We start from the raw sequence: 17,557 nt of genomic DNA, 5'->3' as shown, positions 1-17,557 counted from the left end.
AATTCGAGGACCACCATAGTCGCGATCCCGTTCCCGTTCTTCAACGCCTGATAGATCTTGGGAGGCTTCCTCGGGACTTTTGCCATCATTTTAACGGGATTCGCCGAATTCATGGATTTAGTTTATATAGAAGTTCAAACAATCATTAGTTCCTAAATTGGTATTGTAATCGAGGCAATTCATGGCTGGACAATTCAGTGGCACACCCATATACATTCTCAGAGAAGGGAGCCGGCGGACCGCCGGTAGAGACGCACAGAGGTCGAATATCATGGCTGCCAAGGCGGTTGCTGGCGCTGTGAGGACTACTCTAGGCCCCAAGGGGATGGACAAAATGCTGGTGGACACCCTGGGAGATGTGGTGATCACCAACGACGGCGTAACCATCCTCAAAGAGATGGACATCGAGCATCCCGCGGCCAAGATGATGGTGGAGATCGCCAAAACCCAGGATCAGGAAGTGGGGGACGGCACCACCACCGCCGTTGTGCTGGCAGGAGAGCTGCTCAAGCAAGCTGAAGGGTTGCTGGAACAGGAGATCCATCCAACGGTGATCGCCGCAGGCTACAGAGCGGCGGCCGAAAGGTCCATGGAAATTCTCAAGAGTCTAGCTGTAACCGTCTCCGAGGAAGATGAGGATCTTCTCAGAAAGATCGCCATAACGGCGATGACCGGCAAAGGCTCTCAATCAGCCCGTCATGAGTTGGCGGTGATGGCTGTCGAGGCGGTCAGGTCGGTCGTGGACGAAGACGGGACCGTCGATATCGACAATATTACCGTGGAGAAGAAGGTCGGCGGCGGCATTACTGACTCACTGCTTGTGAGGGGAGTGGTCATCGATAAAGAGAGGCTCCACCCCAGCATGCCCAAGTCGGTCACCGACGCCAGGATCGCCCTCCTCAACGCAGCCGTGGAGATCGAGAAGACGCAGGTCGATGCCAAGATTCAGATCACCTCACCAAACCAGCTCCAGGCGTTCCTGGACCAGGAAGAGACGGCGCTCAGGGGGATGGTCGATAAGATCGTCGCCTCCGGAGCCAACGTCCTCTTCGTCCAGAAGGGGATAGACGATCTCGCCCAGCACTTCCTGGCCAAGGCCGGGATCTACACCGTCCGCCGCGTAAAGAAGAGCGACATGGAGAAGCTCGCCCGGGCCACGGGCGGAAGGGTCATCACCAGCATCCACGACATCGAGAAAGGCGACCTTGGGAGGGCGGGGCTCGTCGAGGAGAGGAAGGTCAGCGACGAGAAGATGACCTTCGTCGAAGATTGCGAGAACCCCAAGTCCGTATCCATCATCTTGCGAGGTGGAACTGAGCACGTCGTCGATGAGCTGGACCGGGCGATGGAGGACGCGCTGCGGGTTGTGGGCGTCGTTTTGGAGGATAAATTGCTCGTTCCCGGGGGCGGCTCTCCCGAGGTGGATCTGGCTATCCGGCTGCGGGCGTACGCGTCCACCGTAGGAGGGCGCGAGCAGCTGGCGATCGAGTCCTTCGCCGATGCGATGGAGATCATCCCCAAGACCCTGGCCGAGAACGCCGGTCTGGACCAGATCGATTCTCTCATGGCGCTGCGCAGCGCCCACGAGACAGGGATGAAGAACGCAGGCCTGAAGATGGAGACCGGCGAGGCGGTCGATATGCTAAAAGAGGGGGTCGTCGAGCCGATCAGAGTCAAGACCCAGGCGATCAACTCAGCGACCGAGGCCGCTGTCATGATCCTCCGGATCGATGACGTCATAGCCTCCAAATCTGGGCCAGGAGGGATGGGAGAAATGCCCGGCGGCATGGGTGGCATGGGCGGTATGGGCGCAGAGGACTTCGAGTAAGTCCCAGCCCCCATCTTCCTCAACAAAGAAGGAAAGCAGGGAAATGGATAGAAGCGATCTGTTAGAGTTCTTAAAGGAGAGCTGGCCGGAGAAGTTCGCGCCAGAAGAAGAGATATTCAGCCATATACACGCTGGCGACAAGATCTTCATAGGCACCGGCTGCGGCGAACCCCAGCACCTGGTTCAGGCGCTGGTGGACTTTGTCAGCAAAAACCCCAAAGCCTTTTTCGGCATCGAGCTCATTCACGTCTGGACCCTGGGAACCGCCCCCTACATAGACGAAAAGTTCCGGGATAACTTCCGGATCGACTCTTTCTTCATCAGCGAAGGGACGCGAAACGCGATCAACCGGGGAGCTGCAGACTACACGCCGGTATCTCTTTCCGCCGTTCCCGGTCTGATCAGAAGGGAGATTATACCGATAGACGTAGCATTAATACAGACGTCTCCTCCCGATAAGCACGGCTATATGAGCCTGGGTATAAGCGTGGATATCGTAAAGGCCGCCGCCCAGAAGGCGTCATTGATCGTCGCCCAGATCAACTCTCATATGCCCCGGACTCAGGGTGACGGATTCATAAATATAAAAGATGTGGATTTCATCATCCATCGGGATGAACCGTTGCTGGAGTACGAGGTAGAAGATCCGGGGCAGATCATCAGATCGATAGGAAAGTATGTCGCCCGGATAGTTGAGGATGGGTCCACATTACAGGTCGGATACGGCATCATACCCAACGCCGTCGTCTCATACCTGGATGAGAAGAAGCATCTTGGGGTGCACACCGAGCTCTTGAGCGACGGTATCATCGATCTGATGAAGAAGGGTGTCGTTGATAACACTTTGAAGTCCATCGACACCGGCAAGACTGTGGCCTCCTATTGCATGGGCAAGAAGGAGAGCTACGAGTTTCTGGATGAGAATCCAACGATCGAGTTCAAGACGATCGATTATGTGAACAGCCCGTTGATCATCGCGAAGAACAAGTTGATGACCGCCATCAACAGCGCCATGGAGATAGATCTGACCGGCCAGGTCACCGCGGAATCCCTCGCCGGGACCTTCTACTTCGGCGTCGGGGGGCAGGCGGATTTCATGAGGGGCGCCGCCCTTGCGCCGGGAGGCAAGAGCATCCTGGCCCTCCCATCGACGGCCGTCAACGACACCATCTCCAGGATAGTGCCGTCTCTCCAGGAGGGGACGGGCGTGACGCTGACCCGAGGGGATGTCCACTATTGTGTGACCGAGTACGGGATAGCGTATCTTCACGGCAAGAATATCAGGGAACGGGCCATGGATCTGATCGCCATCGCCCATCCCAAGTTCAGGCCTCAGCTCATCGAAGAGGCGAAGAAGCGCCTCCTCATCTACAAAGATCAGGCCTTCGTCCCCGGGGTGAATGGCGTATACCCGGCAGCTCTGGAGACGTTCAGGACGACGAGGACCGGGCTCAAGGTCATCCTGCGGCCCGTCAAGATCGGGGACGAGCCATTGATGAAAGATTTCTTCTATGATCTCTCCAATGACAGCATGTACCGCAGGTTCATGTCCGTCAGAATGGACATGCCTCATGAGCGGCTGCAGGAGTTCGGGATAGTCGATTATGCCAACCGCATGATGATCCTGGCTGTGGTCGAGGGTGATAGCAGAGAGACCATCGCCGCGATCGGACAGTATGAGATAAATGATAAGATGCATAACGGCGAGGTCGCCCTTGTGGTGAAGGACGAGTACCAGAATATGGGCGTAGGCCACGACCTCCTCACTTATCTCACCCGTCTGGCCCGGGGGCGGGGGCTACTGGGATTTACCGCCGAGGTCCTGGTCGAGAACGAGCCGATGCTGAACCTCTTTAAAAAGATGGGGTTCGATACCGAGAAGAGGAGCGAAGACGGGGTCTATGAGATGCGGATGAAGTTCAGAGATCTTGAGGGTTAGCCTCCTCTTCTCATCGTCTCCTCTTCTCATCGTCTCCTCATCCGCGAAAAGATCGGCTCGGGACAGAGGCCGAGGATCGAGGATTGAGGATCACCGGTCTTTTTGCTCAAGCCTGCCGACGCCTCGAAAATCGATCAGAGGATTGGAGTCTACGGGATCGGGAGTTGAGGATGTCAGGATCTCTCCCCGGTAGACCTCTTTTCCCTTATGAAATTCTGCGAAGATCGGCTCGTTTATCGGGATGGGCCTGGACTTCGCCTGCACCTCCATCATGGCACGAAGGTCCGTCTGAGAGATGATCGCTCTGCCGTGCCAGCTCTCTTCTCCGCCGTCCGGTCTCTCCTGCTCTATCATCCAGTATTTCAGGGATACGGGAAGATCGTCCCATATCAGGCGACCCTCGCGGCCGATTATCTTCGAAATTGACATATTGAATCCGTCGGATCTGCATAATCATAAAGATGATCGTATTTTTGAGATGGTGAAGGGGTGATCTCTGGGATCGGCGAGGGGGCCGCAGCCCCCCTCCCCCAGGTCTGGAGCAGCTGAATGAACAGAAAACGGGACAGAGACCGGGACCGGGCCCAATCGAGGCCGCCACCGCCATGATGAACGTCGCCATCATGGTGGCGGCAGGGATCACCCGCCGCGATCTCGGCGCCCCCGGGGGCGCCCTCCTCCGACTGAACGCCATCCGCTGAGGCGGGGATGGTTGCCGGGCGGGCGGCGCCGTCCGCCCGAGACTGACCCCTCGCCACCGTCCACCGTCCACGTCCAACCGTCTTCCGCCATCCAGCAACCGCCATCCTCGACCGGTCACCCGCCGCCCCCCCGCGCCCCCACCGACCGCCCCCGGTCCATCCCTTTTTTTCGAGCCCTACCCGCCGGTTCAAAGTGACGATCCGACCGACCTAGCCTGATCGAGGAGATCTTTCCTCTCCAGGACGGCGTCCGGCGAGCCCCCGTCCACCATCCGTATGATCCCGGCCATCTCAAACCCCAGAAACCGGAGAACCTCGGCGAAGTCGTCGGCGGCCTTCTCGAAGGCCGAAAGGTCTGGATTGCCCTGACTGGTGACGATGACCGCCTTCTTTCCCGGCGCAAGGCGAGATTTGAACTGCGGGTCTATGAAGGAGTACATCCGGTCCTCCATCAGCTTGAACTGGCCGGAAAAAAGGTAGAAGTATATCGGCGAGCCGAAGACGACGGCGTCCGCCTCCCTTATATCCTCCAGGAGGCCCGAGAGGTCGTCATCGAGCTTGCACACTTCGGCGCTCTTGCAGTAGTTGCACCCCTGGCAGCCGGAGTAGTTCATCTCGTTGAGGATGTACTTTTCAGTCTGGAAGCCCGCCTCTTCGGCCCCATCCAAGACCTCCTGGACGAGCCTGTCGACGTTGCCGCCCTTCCGGGGACTTCCTACGATTCCTATAGCTTTCGTGGCTTAATCCCTCCCATGATCTAATCGCGCTAAGAGTCGATTCTGATGTCTTTAACGGTATGATATTTAATAATAACTATTGCTCAAAAATAGTAAATATGGCGCCGACCGGCAAAAATGGGCGCCTCCGCGATCGTGGGGGCGGGGATTACGAGGGGTGGCTGACGGAGGAGGCGCGGGGATCGCGGGCGGGCGAGAAGAGGCGGCGGAGGGGTCGACGACGAAGGCGGAGGGGCTGGCCGCGGCGGGAGGGTGACAGGATAGCTCGGCCGCAAGGTACCTAGCGTGGAGGATCTATCAGTCCCTCACGATCGGGAGGAAGGACAGACAGCGCATCGAGACTTTAACCTCCATTTACCAGATAGCGAGATATCAGTCATCGGGGGAGAGCCTTTGTTAGGGCAAATTGTAAAGGGCTAAATACCATAGCGATATGACATCTTAACGTGTCCCATTTAGAGATTATGAGCATGAGCCAAATGGGAAAGACCAGATTAATAATAAAAACAATATTATTTCGGGAGTGGAAAAGGACGTATGATCGAAAAAGAGTTTGATATACCATTTGTTGCAGCTCTCGCACTGAGCGAGAAGCAAATCCAGCAGAATTATCGCCCGATCATTGCTGTTCATAAATGGTTTGCAAGAAGACCAGGGACACTGTTTCGTGCGATTCTTCTCTCGGAGTTTAGCAACGGATTATCGCTCAAAGAAACGTTTTACAGGGGGAACAAATTAAACGGCATTCGCATCGCAGATCCCTTTATGGGAGGTGGTACGCCACTGTTAGAAGCAAATAGACTTGGATGTGACGTAATCGGATACGATATAAATCCCATGGCATATTGGATTGTCAAGCAAGAAATTGAAACTTTGGATCTAAATGTATACAAAGAAGAAGCAAATAAACTTAGAAATAAACTTGAGGAAAAAATAGGCTACCTCTATCATACCAGGTGCAATATATGTGGTTATGAAAAAGCCGATGCAAAATATTTTTTATGGATTAAATACCAAGTCTGCAAAAATTGTGGTAAGACATTTGATCTGTTTCCTGGCTATCTAATATCCAAAAATAAACGTCATCCTAGGAATGTTATAGTGTGTAGTATTTGTGGAGAATTTACAGAGGCGGCAGACCTTAAGAAACTAGATAAATGTATGTCCTGTGGGTCAAAATTACTCCTGCAGGGACCCGCAAAACGCAATCATTGTATTTGTCCTAGCTGTGGAATTGATAATAAATTTCCTAATATGGATCAAGGTCCACCAAAACATAGAATGTTTGCTATTGAATATAATTGTCCAATATGCAAATCGAGGCATAAAGGCCGTTTCTTTAAAAAACCGGATTCGATGGATCTCCATAGATACAATGAAGCCATAATTATTTTTAATGATATGGAACCAATTTTTGTACCAGAAGATAAAATCCCTTCAGGTGATGAAACCGATCGACTCCATAGGTGGGGTTATCGACATTATAGTGAGATGTTCAACTATCGACAGCTACTCGGTCTCGAATTGAGTTGTCAAATAATTAATACACAACCGAATGAAAAAATAAAATATGCATTAGCTACAAATTTGTCTGATCTATTACGATATCAAAATATGCTTTGTCGTTATGATACTATGGCACTTAAATCCTTGGATATATTCTCGATACATGGATATCCTGTTGGGCTTATTCAATGCGAGTCCAACCTACTCGGCATCCCCAATGGAAAAATGAGCATAGGAAGTGGAGGTTGGTCCAACATAATTGATAAGTTTATAAAGGCAAAGTCATTTTGCGAATCTCCCTTCGAAGTTTCAGTTTCTGGAAAACGAAAAAAGTTTATATATACTACAGGCGAGTGGATCGGAGATGCTAACGACGACTTTCCGCATGAAAAAAGGAGTGTAGAAATTTATTGCAAAAATGCGATATATGAAGAGTTGCCTGCTTCTAGTCTGGATGCTGTACTCACCGATCCTCCGTACTACGGTAATGTACAATATGCGGAGTTGATGGACTTCTGCTATGTTTGGCTAAGAAAATTAGTTAAAGATAGTAATCCAGAATTTAACAAACACACCACACGAAATTTTGAGGAACTTACAAAGAATACAAATATGAACCGTGGACTTGAAGAGTTCACTGGAGGATTATCAATGGTGTTTCAGCATATGGCCAAAGCTTTGAAATTCGGATCACCACTAGTATTCACGTATCATCATAATAAGTTAGATGCGTATTTCCCCATAGCTGTGGCAATTCTCGACTCAGGTTTTGTATGTACCGCTTCGATACCCTGTCCCGCTGAAATGGGGGCATCAATTCATATCAAAGGTACAAAATCTTCAACAATTGATACTATTTTCGTTTGCCGTTCTAAAGAGTTCATGCCGATTAAATCTAATTCTGATACTATATCTACTGAAGAAATAGCAAATTATATAGAAGATGACATGAATAACTTGAAATATGCGATGAGACTGACTGAGGGAGATATCCGATGCTTAACCTATGGTCACCTCACGCGTCTAGCTACTTATTATATGAGTGATTATTGGGATAACAGTTGTTCTATAAACGAAAAATTAGCTGCTATAAAGAGATGGATCGATGAGAACGGTTTTTTGGCTATATTAGAGAAAAAAATAAAAAAAGTTACGTTAAATAAGGGGATCAAGTATGAAACATTCTTTTAAAGCAAGCTGGGAAGAGATTGAAGAAAATCCTGAGCTTTTTGTATCCTCTATATGCACATCCCTGCAATCTCAGTTTCTCGTGATGCCAAAAGGTAATGGATTTATCGAATATCCTATTTTCGAAAGGGGATATGAAGAACTTAAACAAGCAACTAACGGATTTACAGAGTTTTCTGAAGATAAAATATCACCCACATTATTTAAAATTCCGATCTCAATCATCGTCTTACGCTCTATATTAGGTTTTACTCCTCCCGAATGGGCATATATTACCACACAGAGAACAGGTATTAAAGTCGATCAGGGGTTTGCCAGAAGTCTTGATCGGAAGATACGAATGAATCCTTTTAATGTCTTGAGTCCCAACGGTGTCTTAAAATCAAGGCTTGACGCAATGATTAGAGTTGCATGTCAGTTACTTAGCGAAGAAGTTACCTATGTTGGCAATAAAAACCTTCATCGCCTTGATAAAGCTGATACTCGGCAAGGCTTAGATGGAGTCCAATTGCTTTCGACAATAGGTGCTCCATATGCGATGCTACTTTATGAAAGGTTTTTGGGTAGACCTTTTGCATCCCACCGTGACTCCGTTAGCGAATTAGTTGGAGATACCCTTGAATCAGCTATTGAGGATGTCCTTACAAGTTACAAGATAAGCTATCGTAAGACTAAGAGAGCAGAGCGTATACCTGGTTTCGATCAAGCTCCAGACTTCATAATACCAAGCGAATACAATCCCCAAATTATTATTGAAGCTAAAATTACTGAAGACGATGGAACAGCAAGAGACAAGGTAACGCGTATCCAGCACCTCAGCGAATTAAGCATGGCGGGTCAAACTAATGGAGTGCCAAAATACGAGGTAATAGCATGCATCGACGGACGTGGCTTTGGCGTTCGGAGGGAAGATGTTAAAAAAATGCTTCTTGCAACAAGAGGAAAAGTATTCACATTTAAAACGCTAAGCAATCTCGTTGAGTTTTCACGTCTAAAAGAATTTGCTATAAAATAGTTACCTAATCAAAAAACCATCCACTTTTCTTAGATCTGCTAGTCCACAAGGATCTTTGCCAAGGTTTGCTCCTAGCGCTCTATTCTCACGCTTTCAGTTGTCGTCCCCCCCCTCACTTCGTCGACACTATCTTTATCACGTCCCCCGCCTTCAGCTCGTGCTTCTCCCCCAGCCTCCTCTTGGACCGCCCGTCCAGGGCGAAGAGGAAGCTGTCCCCGATGTCGGTGTGGATCCGGTAGGCAAGGTCTTTCGTCGTCGAGCCCTTCTTCATCAGGTAGGCGTCCGGGAGGACGACCCCGTTTCTGTCCGTCCACTTCCCCTCGTCCTCCACCGGGAAGACGGGTATGTATTCGAGAAGCTCGAAGACCGCCCGGTCGAGGCACTCCTGGACCCCGGTCCCGCCGGTCGCCTTGAGGATCCCCCGGATCTTCTCCAGCCCCGCCTTCTGGGGGCCGGAGAGGTCCTTTACCATCTCGAAGTCTGGGTCGCCCGGTCGGTACTTTATCGCGCCGGTTTTGTCCGCCATCCTCAATGCGACCTCGGCGGCGGCGCTGGTGGGAACGACGATCTCGTCTAGAGCCTTCAGGCGGGCGACGAACTCGGGGGGCGCGACGTCCACCTTGTTCGCGGCGATGATCATCGGCTTGCTGGCGTCCCGCAGCAGCCCCGCGAACCGCTTCATGTCGTCGTCTCCCCATTTCGTCGGGTCGCTCTTCATCGTCGCGAGGGCCCACCGGACGTGGTGGTCTGCGACCCCGGCCCCCGCCAGCTGCTCGGTGATCAGCGGCTCGATCTTGACCCCCTCGGCCCGGACCCGCCTCATCAGCCTCTCCCAGTTGCGGTTTAAGATGCCGAAGAGCCACATCCCGATCTCGCGCTTGAGAAACTCGACATCCGTCATCGGGTCGTGGTTTCCTACGCCTACGGGGTTACCTTCGGCGTCGGCGGAGCCGGAGGCGTCCAGGACGTGGATGACGGCCTCCGCCACCCGGAGGCTGTCGAGAAACTCGTTACCGAGGCCCTTACCCAGGTGGGCGTCGGGGACGAGCCCCGCCACGTCGATCAGCTCCACGGGGACGTACCTCGTCCCGTCCCGGCACCTGCCGCAGCTCGTCGCGAGCTCCCGGCAGGGGCAGGGGACCCGGACGTACGAGACCCCGTGGTTCGCATCGATGGTGGTGAAGGGGTAGTTTGCTATCTCCACCTCTGCGAGGGTAGCCGCCTTGAAGAAGGTGGACTTCCCGGCGTTGGGCTTTCCCGCAAGCCCCACTGACAACATCGGATCGCCTCCTGGTATATCGGACCTGGTTATCTGCTGCTATCGAATCCGCAATCGAATCTGCAATCGAATCTGCTCGATGCTGCTTATCTATCGGCCGCAGTCATTCGGGCTCCCTTCATCTGCGGACGTTGACGGGGACGCCCCGGCCGAAGAGCTCCGCCGTCTTGGCGGAAAACCGCTCCTCCTTCGACTTCGCGAGCCTTCCGGCGAGGGCGAGCCCCTTATCGGAGACGGCCGCCTCCTCGATGCTTCCTGCCGCCAGGGCGGCGTCGTAGACCTTCGCGCCGAGGTCGGTCCTGGTGAGGACCGTCGACCAGCCCGCCTTCGACCCGACGGACCCGACGGAGACGTCGGCGAGCTCCGCGGCGAAGTCGAAGCAGGGGCCGCACCCCTTCCAGACGTAATCGTCCGTCTCCTCCAGGGGGACCTCCTTGACCTTATCGCCGGAGAGGACCCGGAACATCCCCTTCTGGACCTCGAACTTATCGACCTCTTCGGCCTTGAACCCGAACTCCCCCTCGACGAGGTGGGGGAAGAGCAGCTCGTGCTCGAAGTTCTCCATGCAGAAGAGGCCGACGAGGAGGGCTATCTTCTCCTGGCCGAACTGATAGGGCTCCTCCAGGAGCTGGACCTTCCGGAGCGCCTGGATCTGGCACGGCGTTCCAACAAAGCCGATCTTCTTGAAGCCCTGATCCATCGCCATCTGGACCCCGGTGACGCTGGGGGTGATGGTGTACTTCGTCCCCGCGGCGGCGGCGATCTCCTCTGCCGTCGTCGCGACCTTCGGAACGCCCCTCCATTTCTCGTCTCTATCGGTGACGACGGCGCAGTCTATGACCCCCGATTCGAGGGCGCCGATCAGGAGCGCCGTCGCGACCCCTCCGTCCTGGGCCCTGGCCCCGGATCCTCGCGCCCTGGCGGAGGCGGCCTTCCTGTATATTCCCAGGACTTCATCCTCCCTCCTCTCCCTCCCGAAGACCTTCTTCGCCATCCCCGGCATATCGAACATGGTCCGGGGACAGTAGGCGTAGCAGAGGCCGCAGTTGGGGTCGTAGTCTATCAGCTCCGGGCGGTTTGCCTCTCTATCGATCTTGGGGCAGAAGGCGATGCAGTTACCGCAGTAGCAGCAGAGCTCCTTCTTGATGACGTCATAATCGAGCTCCCCAAATCCGTACTCAAGATACGTGGGCTCGGGATACTTCTCCTTGGCAGCTATGATCATCCTCTCCAAAAGCTAGGTGCGTAGTTGACGGCCGATTAGACTAAAGCTTTTATGGTATATCGGGGACCCAACGGTCATGATCCTCGGCCTCGACGTCGGCGGAGCGAACACCAAAACCGCCAGCTCCGACGGTCTCTTCACCAAGATCGAGTACATCCCCCTCTGGAAAGAGGCCCCCCTGGAGCCCTTCCTCCGCCGGATCTGCGCGGAAGCGAGGCCAGAGGCTCTGGCGGTCGTCATGACCGGGGAGCTTGCCGACTCCTTTCCGGATAAGCGGGCCGGAATCCTCTTTATAAAGGAGGCGGCAGAGCGGTCCTTCACCTGCCCCGTCAGCTTCTGGGGTGTCGACGGCTTCCTCTGGCGCGACCTCTCCGACCTCGCCGCTGCCAACTGGTCCGCCTCGGCGGCCCTCGTCTGCGCGCAGATAGGCGACTCTCTCTTCGTCGATATGGGATCGACCACCACCGACCTCATACCGATAAAGGGGGGGCCGAGGGCGGCGAAGACCGACTTTGAGCGGCTCGCTAGGGGGGAGCTGATCTACTCCGGCCTCCTCAGAACGAACATCGCCGCCCTCCTCGGTCATGTGGATATGGGGGGAAGGAGGATCCCCCTCTCATCCGAGCTCTTCGCCATCGCCGCAGACGCCCACCTCGCCGGAGGCCGGATCTGCGAAGACGATTATGCCGTCGAGCCCCCCGACGGGGGCAGAAGAGATCGACGATCGGCGCTCCGGAGGCTCGCCCGGACCGTCTGCGCAGACCTGGCGGAGATCGGCCCCGACGCGGCGGCGGAGATCGGCCGCCAGGCCGCCGCCCGCCAGCTGAGCCTTCTGGCCGAGGGGATCAGAAGACAGTCGGAAGAGTACGACCTCTCCATCGTTGCAGCCTGCGGGATCGGCGAGGGTCTGATAGAAGAGGCGGCCCGCTCCCTCGGCCTCGAGTGCGTCAAGCTCTCGGCCAAGTACGGAAAGTCGGTCTCCTGCGTCTTCCCCGCCTACGCCGCCGCCCGCCTCCTGGAGATGGAGGCGGGGGGCTTTCTGAGGACGTCGAAAAAAGTCCAAAGATAGGTGGGCTATCGCCTAGCCCCCAAACCCGTGGGCGAGGTAGGGGGCGACGATGATGAAGAGGAGGGACGAGAAGATCAGCCAGGCCATCAACGTCACAAGAGCCCGGGTCATCCTCTCAGCCTTCGCCTCGCTCTTGAAGACCGCACCAAGCCCCATGGAGAGCATGTCCCGAAAGATGTGGCCACCGTCCAGGGGAACCGCCGGAAGGCAGTTGAAGAGGCCGGCGTAGAGGTTTATCAGCCCCACCCAGAAGAGGAAGTTGGCGATCCAGAAGATCTTTCCCCCCAGGGGCTCGGCCCATCCCGTCGGCTCGAAGAGGTGGGTGATCCAGCCCGCAAAGCCGGGAAAGCCCATCTCGGTGAATCCGGGGATCCCCGAGAAGGGCAGGCCCATGAGGGTGAAGACCCCAAAGACGCCGGACCGGGGCATCTCCCGGAGGGCCGCGAGGAAGGACCCCGCCGGAAACTCCTGGAATGTGGCTCCGTCAAGGTAGACTGCGTTCGCCGAGACCCCGGAGAAGCCCACCCCCAAAAACCCGCTCCCCGATCCGTCGGGGTTTGCGGCGAGATCCACAACATAATCCCCCCGGTTCGTGCCCACGACGACGGTATCCCCCTCGGTCGTCGAGTTCATGGCCGACCTGAAGGACTCCCAGTCCGGCGTCGGTACTCCATCGATCTCGGAGATCGTCGCCCCTGGGACGATCCCCGCATCATCGGCCGCCGATCCCTCAAAGACGTAGGAGACGACGACCCCCCGGACGAACTCCCCCCCAAGGCCCAGGTCCACCATCTCATCTCCCAGGAGGAAGCTGAGGCTCCTGTCGCCCCCTCCTGTCGCCACCAGGTCCTCGAGACCATCTACCCGGATGTCGCCGGCCGAGAGGAGGATCATCTGCCTCTCAAAGCCGGCGAGGTCGGCGGCAGAGCCGGGGGCGACGTCCACAACCACGACCCTGTCCATGGGGGCGATCGCACCGATCACCGGCCCGAAGAAGAGGGCGAGGGCGAGGGCTGCCACCACGAAGTTCGCTATGACTCCAGCGGAGAGGATCCGAATTCGGGCGGCCCGGGTGGCCTTCGGCTTATCGTCGTCGTCCTCGGAGCCGAAGAGCTCCCCCTCGTCGGGCTCGACGAAGGCCGCCACCGGGGCAGCGAGGAGGGCTATCCCCATCGACTTTACCCTTATCCCCTCGACCCTGCAGAGGATCCCATGAGAGAACTCATGGACCGCCATCGTAACGAAGAGGGCGACCCACCCCCACCAGAGGGGTATGAACTGGTTTATCCCCGGTATCAGAAGGACGTTCCTCGGGGCGGTGTAGACGGACGGCTCCGGAGGCGTCCGCAAGACCGTCAAGGTCAGAAGGAGGAAGAGGGCGAGGAAGGAGAGCATCCCCAGGACGACGAGGGGGATGCCGGCGGTGATCGCCCCCCTCCAGAACCTCTTGGGGCGGCTCAGCCGGTCGATGAGGGTGAGCCACCTCGTCGTCTTGATCATGATCACCGGCCCCCAGTTCCCCAGTTGCAGCCCCTTCAGGCTCTGCAGCCGGCTGAGCCTGATGGCGAGGAGCCAGTGGATGTTGAGGGCTAGGATCGCTATGAGAAGCCAGTCGAAGAGGGTCAGATTCCAGGTGAATTCCAACAGTTCGTCCTCCGAAGTTCGATCTGTAGTTGGTCCTCGTTCTGACGGAGGGTATATAATCTCATGCCAAACCAGATCCATCCATACCCATAGCTTCCGGAATGGGATCGGCGACGGTGAGAAGAGTTCTCAAGACGGTATCGGCCAAGAGATCGAGACCGTCGAACGGCACGGGACCTGCGATCCCCCGAAGGGCGAAGGAGACCGCCCTTTCGAGGAGACCCGCCCTCCTGCCGCCTCTCAGAGGGCGGACTGCGGCCACCTCCGGAGGATGTACCTTTCCGGAGGTCGCGCCGCCGGCACCGGGAGGATGGTCGTATCTATCGGTGGGGATGGGGTCACCCTGGATTGATCAGAGTTCGCCGATGCCGGACGAGACCAGCTCCTGGTTCTTCTTCTCCAGGTAGCCGTATACGGCTCCGTGGGGAGCCCCGTCTATCAGCATCTCTATGGCGGCTCTTGCGATCCTGATCTGTTCTGGGCTGCCGATGATGGCGACGGTCTTGCCGTAGACGGATATGAAGACCCCAGTCAGCTTCTCGGTGATCTCCCGGGTCCTGCCGTCTTTGCCGATGATCCTCCCCTTTATCCTGGCCATGTCGCTTTTGGTGTTGAAGACCCGGGAAAGGTCTATCACATCCAGCATCAGCATCTCGTCCTCCAGTAGCGGATACGCCCTCTCGGGAGAGAAGCCCCTGCCTATCGCTCGGACGACGTCGGCGAGGCGCATCGCCATTATCGGGTCCTCCCCGGCCGCAATCTCCACGGCTCCGCTCTCGCTCTCGATATCGAGGGTTGCACTCGTCTTCTCCTCAAGCATGCTCTTGACCGATCCTGAAGGACCCACGAGAGCCCCGATCCGATCTGCTGGAATCTTTATATGCAATATTATCTGCCTCCGAGAACGTCTTTCTCGATTTCGATGGCGATAGGTTCAGCTCACCTTTCCGGCCCGGAGACGCTCTTTGATAGCCTCCTCCGAGCCGATGGAGTACTTCTTTTTAAAGTAGCGGGCGAGGTTGGATATGTCCCTTTCGAGGAAGCTTCTGGCCATCGGGTGCTCCAGGGTCACCGACTGGCCCATGTCGATGATCACCGGCTCGCCGTTGTGGTAGAGGATGTTGAACTCGCTCAGGTCGGCGTGGACGAGGTTCGCCCTGTTGTATAGGAGAGATACGTACTCGACGATCTTCTCGAAGGCCATCTGTGCATCCTCCGGCTCCAGAGTCACGTCCCTCAGCTGTGGCGCCGGGTTCTCCGAGTCGCCGACCATCTCCATGACGAGGATGTTCTCCCTCATGGCGAGGGGAGTTGGCACCTTCACCCCCACCTCTCCGGCCCGCTTCAGGTTTCGAAACTCCTTCCTCGTCCAGGCGGCGATGACCGCCCTCTTCGTCCCCTTGATGGACCCAAACCTCGGGTCTCCCAGAAGGTAATCTTGCATCGCCTTGAAGTTGCTGGTATTTATTCGATATATCTTGACGGCGAGGTCGGTCCCATCTTCCCCCTTGGCGCGGAAGATGTTCGCCTCTTTTCCGGTGGAGACGGCCCCACCCAGGGAGGCGATGACCCCTTTCTTCGCCAGGGCGTAAAGGTCCATAAGGACGCGCCTGTCGAATACCTCGTCGTGTACTTTAAAGTCGTCAGAATCTTTGATCCTTTCACGGACCAGGTCGATCCGCGCTTCGAACTCTCTTTGTCTCTTGGATTCCTCGGTCATGACTACCTTTTGAGGTACCCTTTCCGCACCAGGTAATCGACCTGAGGGCCGGTATACCTCCAGACGACGTCGGCCTTCTCGTCCTGGAAGTCCCAGGGGACCACGATGACGACATCTCCCTCCCGGATCCAGATCCTCTTCTTCATCTTGCCGGGGATCCTCGCCATCCTCTCTTTGCCGTCGAGACACCTGACCCTCAGCCTGTTCGAGCCGAGGAGGGTCTCCACGAACCCGAAGACCTCTCTGTCGTAAGATCGCGGGAGGCGGACTCTCGTTATGACCTCCGGACCTTGTGCATTTCTCTTCCTTTTTGTACTTGCATAATTAGCCAGTATATCACCTCTACAGACGAATCAAGCCTCAAATCCGAGTTTTGGCGGCGGATAACCTGAAGTTCGTACAGCAGTCCCTATGGCCGGGTATGATAATTAAAGGTTGTGACCAGAAGAGATGACGAGGAAGATGGGGGTTGATCAGAAAGATGGGGGGAGTCGAGGACGATTAGAGCCAAGAGGACGATGGTGACGGGGGTGAAGAGGACGAGAAAGATGGAGATGATGGGCCCGACGCGATTCGAACGCGTGATCCCCGCCGTGTGAAGGCGATGTCATAACCACCTAGACCACGGGCCCTCGGACCCTCCCACGACGGCATGCATATTAGTATTTTTCCTCTCCAACCCCAGGGGGGTGGGGAAATAGGGGATCGGAGAGGACGATTTAAATAGTAACTGGAAGAGGTTATGCAGATGGATTTCTCCCGATCGCTCCTGGCCGTCTCTTCCCGCGGCCCCTTCAGGACCCTCTGCGAGGGGCCGCTGAAGAGGAGTCTATTGAGGGACGGGCTTCCTGACCACGTCGCCATCATCCAGGACGGAAACCGCCGTTACGCCAGGATGAAGGGGTTCTCCAGCTTCAACGGACACAGTCGGGGGGCGGAGACGACGGAGATGGTGGGTGACTGGTGCCTCGAGCTGGGGATAAAGCATCTATCGGTCTACACCTTCTCCACCGAGAACTTCGACAGGGACGAGGCGGAGAAGGAGTACCTCTTCGAGCTGATCGAGAGGAAGCTTCTGGAGCTGGCGGCCTCAGAGAAGGTCCACAAGAACCGGATCCGGGTGCGGGCCATCGGCAGGATCGGCCTATTGCCCTCCCGTCTGCAGGAGGCGATCCGAAAGGCGGAGGCGGCAACCTGTGGCTACGACGGGATGCACTTCAACCTGGCCCTGGCCTACGGCGGCAAGAGCGAGATCGCCGACGCCGCGCGGTCCCTCGCCCGGGAGGTGAAAGAAGGGCGGCTGAAACCCCTGGACCTCGACGAGGATGCTGTGGCATCCCACCTCTACCCCATGGGAGGTGAGCCCCTCCCCCAGGTCGACCTGGTGATCAGGACGGGAGGCGAGGTGCGAACCTCCAACTTCCTCCCGTGGCAGGCGAACGGGTCCAGCTCTCCAGTCCACTTCTGCGCCCCCTACTGGCCCGAGTTCGGGAGGGTCGAGTTCTTCAGGGCCATAAGAACCTACCAGGGATGTCGGAGAAGGGGGAGGAGATCAAATCAACAGGCTTAATTACCATAACCATCCTATCCGGCATCGTGTCCCGATAGGGTAGTGGACATCCTAGAGGCCTGCGGAGCAACTTTGCGCAGAGAGCCTCAGACCCGGGTTCGAATCCCGGTCGGGACGTAATTTCTAATAGACCGAT

At 55.9% G+C, this 17,557-nt stretch carries 15 protein-coding genes and 2 tRNA genes; 7 read left to right on the top strand and 10 right to left on the bottom strand.

Annotation, left to right across the window (positions count from 1 at the left end; genetic code table 11):
• Positions 1 to 181: 181 nt before the first annotated feature.
• Complete coding sequence (thsA, locus tag P0O24_RS06830) at positions 182 to 1,828, top strand: thermosome subunit alpha (RefSeq protein ID WP_316968994.1); 1,647 nt, start codon at positions 182 to 184, stop codon at positions 1,826 to 1,828.
• 43 nt (positions 1,829 to 1,871) lie between these two features.
• Positions 1,872 to 3,767 carry a GNAT family N-acetyltransferase gene (locus P0O24_RS06825; protein ID WP_316968993.1) on the top strand — a complete coding sequence of 632 codons (1,896 nt, stop codon included), beginning with the start codon at positions 1,872 to 1,874 and terminating at the stop codon, positions 3,765 to 3,767.
• A 90-nt stretch (positions 3,768 to 3,857) separates the two neighbouring features.
• Here P0O24_RS06825 and P0O24_RS06820 read toward each other — a convergent pair whose 3' ends face one another.
• Together P0O24_RS06820 and P0O24_RS06815 are read right to left on the bottom strand one after the other, a co-directional pair.
• Positions 3,858 to 4,196, bottom strand: coding sequence for a hypothetical protein (locus P0O24_RS06820; RefSeq protein WP_316968992.1), 339 nt, complete (start codon positions 4,194 to 4,196; stop codon positions 3,858 to 3,860).
• Between the two features lie 460 nt (positions 4,197 to 4,656).
• Positions 4,657 to 5,190, bottom strand: coding sequence for a flavodoxin family protein (locus tag P0O24_RS06815; RefSeq protein ID WP_316969011.1), 534 nt, complete (start codon positions 5,188 to 5,190; stop codon positions 4,657 to 4,659).
• A 552-nt stretch (positions 5,191 to 5,742) separates the two neighbouring features.
• Between P0O24_RS06815 and P0O24_RS06810 the strand changes: the two genes are divergently transcribed.
• Together P0O24_RS06810 and P0O24_RS06805 are read left to right on the top strand one after the other, a co-directional pair.
• On the top strand, positions 5,743 to 7,902 hold the full coding sequence (locus P0O24_RS06810) for a DUF1156 domain-containing protein (protein ID WP_316968991.1): 2,160 nt from the start codon (positions 5,743 to 5,745) through the stop codon (positions 7,900 to 7,902).
• Positions 7,886 to 8,914, top strand: coding sequence for a hypothetical protein (locus P0O24_RS06805; protein ID WP_316968990.1), 1,029 nt, complete (start codon positions 7,886 to 7,888; stop codon positions 8,912 to 8,914). Before P0O24_RS06810 ends, P0O24_RS06805 begins: the two co-directional genes overlap by 17 nt.
• A gap of 112 nt (positions 8,915 to 9,026) precedes the next feature.
• On the opposite strand, the gene P0O24_RS06800 is transcribed toward P0O24_RS06805, so the two are convergent.
• Complete coding sequence (locus tag P0O24_RS06800; protein ID WP_316968989.1) at positions 9,027 to 10,193, bottom strand: redox-regulated ATPase YchF; 1,167 nt, start codon at positions 10,191 to 10,193, stop codon at positions 9,027 to 9,029.
• 118 nt (positions 10,194 to 10,311) lie between these two features.
• The gene (locus tag P0O24_RS06795; protein ID WP_316968988.1) at positions 10,312 to 11,418 is read right to left on the bottom strand and encodes a Coenzyme F420 hydrogenase/dehydrogenase, beta subunit C-terminal domain; all 1,107 of its coding nucleotides are present in this window, start codon (positions 11,416 to 11,418) and stop codon (positions 10,312 to 10,314) included.
• A 76-nt stretch (positions 11,419 to 11,494) separates the two neighbouring features.
• Here P0O24_RS06795 and P0O24_RS06790 point away from each other — a divergent pair, with 76 nt between their 5' ends.
• Entirely contained in the window at positions 11,495 to 12,487 is a 993-nt protein-coding gene (locus tag P0O24_RS06790) for a hydantoinase/oxoprolinase family protein (RefSeq protein ID WP_316968987.1), read from the top strand.
• Between the two features lie 12 nt (positions 12,488 to 12,499).
• On the opposite strand, the gene P0O24_RS06785 is transcribed toward P0O24_RS06790, so the two are convergent.
• The 6 genes from P0O24_RS06785 to P0O24_RS06760 all read right to left on the bottom strand — a co-directional run bounded on the left by P0O24_RS06785 (position 12,500) and on the right by P0O24_RS06760 (position 16,483).
• Positions 12,500 to 14,131, bottom strand: a complete 1,632-nt coding sequence (locus P0O24_RS06785; RefSeq protein WP_316968986.1) for a site-2 protease family protein — start codon at positions 14,129 to 14,131, stop codon at positions 12,500 to 12,502.
• 61 nt (positions 14,132 to 14,192) lie between these two features.
• Positions 14,193 to 14,393 (bottom strand): hypothetical protein, encoded by a 201-nt coding sequence (locus P0O24_RS06780; RefSeq protein WP_316968985.1) that lies wholly within the window; start codon positions 14,391 to 14,393, stop codon positions 14,193 to 14,195.
• Between the two features lie 90 nt (positions 14,394 to 14,483).
• Complete coding sequence (locus tag P0O24_RS06775; protein WP_316968984.1) at positions 14,484 to 15,017, bottom strand: KH domain-containing protein; 534 nt, start codon at positions 15,015 to 15,017, stop codon at positions 14,484 to 14,486.
• Positions 15,018 to 15,065: 48 nt separating this feature from the next.
• Positions 15,066 to 15,851: a serine protein kinase RIO gene (locus P0O24_RS06770; RefSeq protein WP_316968983.1), complete on the bottom strand. Its 786-nt coding sequence runs from the start codon at positions 15,849 to 15,851 to the stop codon at positions 15,066 to 15,068.
• A gap of 2 nt (positions 15,852 to 15,853) precedes the next feature.
• Positions 15,854 to 16,129, bottom strand: coding sequence for a translation initiation factor eIF-1A (gene eif1A / locus P0O24_RS06765; RefSeq protein ID WP_394356735.1), 276 nt, complete (start codon positions 16,127 to 16,129; stop codon positions 15,854 to 15,856).
• A gap of 280 nt (positions 16,130 to 16,409) precedes the next feature.
• Positions 16,410 to 16,483: transfer RNA gene (locus P0O24_RS06760), tRNA-Val, on the bottom strand.
• A gap of 116 nt (positions 16,484 to 16,599) precedes the next feature.
• Between P0O24_RS06760 and uppS the strand changes: the two genes are divergently transcribed.
• A complete protein-coding gene (gene uppS, locus P0O24_RS06755) occupies positions 16,600 to 17,421 on the top strand; it encodes a polyprenyl diphosphate synthase (protein ID WP_316968982.1) in 822 nt (273 codons plus the stop codon).
• Between the two features lie 28 nt (positions 17,422 to 17,449).
• A tRNA-Arg gene (locus P0O24_RS06750) sits at positions 17,450 to 17,538 on the top strand.
• The last annotated feature ends 19 nt before the right edge of the window (positions 17,539 to 17,557 follow it).

It is taken from the genome of Candidatus Methanocrinis alkalitolerans, assembly GCF_029167205.1.
In the GTDB taxonomy this organism is placed as follows: Archaea; Halobacteriota; Methanosarcinia; order Methanotrichales; family Methanotrichaceae; genus Methanocrinis; species Methanocrinis alkalitolerans.
This window is presented reverse-complemented; position numbering and strand designations above follow the sequence as displayed.